This window comes from Cryobacterium sinapicolor, assembly GCF_004403465.1.
Lineage (GTDB): Bacteria > Actinomycetota > Actinomycetes > Actinomycetales > Microbacteriaceae > Cryobacterium > Cryobacterium sinapicolor.
On sequence record NZ_SOGQ01000052.1, the window covers coordinates 1 to 2,854 of the forward strand.

At 62.4% G+C, this 2,854-nt stretch carries 3 protein-coding genes and 1 pseudogene; 1 reads left to right on the forward strand and 3 read right to left on the reverse strand.

Annotated elements, in window-relative coordinates; all coding sequences use genetic code 11:
* A pseudogene (locus tag E3T28_RS10510) lies at window positions 1-196 on the reverse strand (DUF1349 domain-containing protein); the annotation flags it as partial.
* Between the two features lie 345 nt (window positions 197-541).
* On the opposite strand from E3T28_RS10510, the gene E3T28_RS10515 reads away from it, so the two are divergent.
* Window positions 542-1,417, forward strand: coding sequence for an SDR family oxidoreductase (locus E3T28_RS10515; RefSeq protein ID WP_134430710.1), 876 nt, complete (start codon window positions 542-544; stop codon window positions 1,415-1,417).
* 46 nt (window positions 1,418-1,463) lie between these two features.
* Here E3T28_RS10515 and E3T28_RS10520 read toward each other — a convergent pair whose 3' ends face one another.
* Both E3T28_RS10520 and E3T28_RS10525 read right to left on the reverse strand, forming a co-directional pair.
* The gene (locus E3T28_RS10520; protein ID WP_134430713.1) at window positions 1,464-1,892 is read right to left on the reverse strand and encodes a hypothetical protein; all 429 of its coding nucleotides are present in this window, start codon (window positions 1,890-1,892) and stop codon (window positions 1,464-1,466) included.
* A gap of 293 nt (window positions 1,893-2,185) precedes the next feature.
* Window positions 2,186-2,464, reverse strand: a complete 279-nt coding sequence (locus E3T28_RS10525; RefSeq protein WP_134430716.1) for a hypothetical protein — start codon at window positions 2,462-2,464, stop codon at window positions 2,186-2,188.
* Between the last annotated feature and the right edge of the window lie 390 nt (window positions 2,465-2,854).

Here is a 2,854-nt window from a genome sequence, read left to right on the forward strand (position 1 = left end):
CCGAAAGCGAGAAGTCTTTTGTGGGGGCGAAGCCGAGCGCGGTCGCCGCGTGTTGTTGAGGACCTCCGAACGCGTCATTGGTCCAGTCGGCGCCAGCGACCGCGGTGAGGATGAGGACACCGCTCGTGGGTGTCTCAGCCAAGCCCGGCCCGTTGACCCAGTCGAGCGGAGGCACGCCCGGCACGACAATGCTCATAAGAATTCGATCCTCTCCGTGAGGGCGCAATCCACACCGCCGATGTCAGCGTAGGGGAAAGCAGACACCCATGAACACGCTCGCGTCGACGCCGCACATGCGAGGCCCGAAAGCGGGACCTTCGGGAGCAAATTCGCGCGTCACTGCAGGTGCCGTGCGAACGCCCTACGGAACCGCGAGTCGTCGTGGAACCGGTGCGGGCTAAGCTGCCTCTGGGAGCCACCGGCGGGCGTGGCTCCGGTCGATTGGAAGGCGTGGGCATGACATCCAAGTAGTGAATCCGAGAGTCAGCGGATCAGCATCNTCTTCTTGCTGTTTTTTCACTACACATATTGGAGTCTCCACATGCCGTTTCCCTCATTGCCCCTGCTCGGCAAGACCGCACTCGTGACGGGGGTATCGCGTCGCAAGGGCATCGGCTTTGCCGTGGCCCATCATTTCGCCGAACTCGGCGCGAACGTTTTCATTCAACACTTCTCGCCTCACGACGACGACCAGCCCTGGGGTAGCGACGACCTCGGAGAGGTCCGAGCGGGCATCACATCAGCGCAGATCGCAGACGCCGTCTTCGGTGAGGTGAGCCTCGACCTGGCCGTACCGGATTCCGCCAGCCTGCTTATGGAGGCTGCCTGCGGGCTCACCGGGGGAGTCGACATCCTCGTCTGCAACCACGCCCGCAGCGGGAGCGATGGCTCCATCTTCGACATGACCCCGGAGCTGCTCGATGGTCACTGGCAGGTCAACACCCGCTCCACGCTCCTGCTGACAAGAGCCTTCGCTGAGCAGTTCTCCGGTCACAGGGACACCGCCCCCACACGTCCCGGAGAACGACCAGAGCAGGCCGACCCGGTCGACGAATTCGCGACCGGTCGAGTCATCTGGATGACGTCCGGTCAGCTACACGGCGCGATGCCGGGCGAAGTTGCCTACGCGGCAAGCAAGGCGGCCCTGGCTGGGGTCACACCAACGGTGGCCAGCGAACTCTTGGCGCGGCGCATCATTCTCAACACCATCAACCCGGGACCCGTGAATACCGGATATCTGGATCCGGAAACGACGGATCGCCCGCTCGAGGAGATTCAAGAATTCGTAAGGAACACTCCGTTCGGACGTTTCGGGTTTCCCACCGACCCCGCACGTTTGATCGGATGGCTCGCCACTGATGAAGGCCGATGGATCGTCGGGCAGGTCCTGACGACGGACGGTGGCTTCGGACTCTAACCAGTTCTCGTTCGGGAACCTTTACGGGGCGATTAGGACCGCTGGGTCAGCTCCGTGCCGCGCGATCTGTCGAGCCGATGCCGATTGCGGCAATCACGCCCGCTGGTAGCGCCAGCAGAAGCCCGACGAATGCGGTGAAGGTGCTGCTCTGCGCGAGCCCCAACGCGATGCCGACGATGCCCACCCCGATCGCTGAGCCCAAGCCGCCCGCGACTATTCTGGCTGCGCTCTCGCGGACTAATCTCCGGTCGACCAAGGCAACTGATAGAGCCCCTCCGAACACAGACAAGGCTGCAACCACCAGGCCAACCACGCCGAACTGGGTGGCACCGTTGAGGACTGCACCTGGCGTCAGATATGCCCGCCAGTCGGGGATGCCGAAGACCGAAAATCCCAGGAAGACGATTGCGCCTAAGAGGAAACCGCTCGGTAGTGCTGCGATCAGAATGACTCGGTAGCGCCGGGTGAGTTCCATGCCTGCAGTCTCCTGCATAGGAGCGACTACGTTTTCATTCGGGCTCAACCCGTCCGCGAGAGCGTCCGCCATAGCAGTCCAAATGCCAACCTTCAATGGGGATCCTTTGTCGGCGGCGTGTCTGTCGGGCCCTCGCGGAATTGTCCAACGGGCTGTTGGACAAATGTCCCGCAAGCTGTGGGACATTCCGCAGGCTGAAGTTCGCGACCTCCGGAAGTCGAACCCCAACCGGCGACCGGCGGGGCTGACCTGCAGACCGGACGAGGTGAAACGTGTTGCCTTGAACGAATGGCTCAGCCCACGGCGGTTTGGCGCCGGAATCTGACGGCGCCGAAGATTGCCAACACGATGCCCGCGCTGAACGCAATCCCACCCAAAGTCAGGAGCGCCTTCTCGGCTGCGAACATCTGGCTCAGTCGGAGATAGAGGTCGTTGTCGATGCTGCCGATGAGTGAGTCGACTTGTGAGTAGCGAATGAAGTATGAAAAGAGAGCGGTGAAAACGAATCCGATGCCAAGTAGGACGAGTGCGCCCCCGACCGCATAGACCCGCCGTGCCGAAGAGTTCTTCATTCCCTGACCGTCCCGGTGAGCGCGGCGGCACTGAGATAAACGCGGGTCGTGGTGCTTATCTGCTCCATGGCGCCGAGGTTAGCAAGAGGTCATCGATTCGGGTGGGGCGTCGTCCCTGGCAGAAGAACGTGTCGCGGGAGACATGACCGCGTCCGAAAGCGCCGGCACCACTCTCAGCATGACCGCCTAGGTGCCGGCACTGCGCGATGGGTGCGCATAATCGCGACCCAGGAGCTCGGGTTGCCGCAGAATCAATCACTATGGCGGCCGTGCCCGCAAGCCGGACCCTCATGGGCACAGAGCCAAGCCCGTGTTGGCGTGAATGAGCAGTGCATGCGAGTGCAGAATTTGTGCAGCCGAGGACGGAAATCGACAACCATCACCCCGACT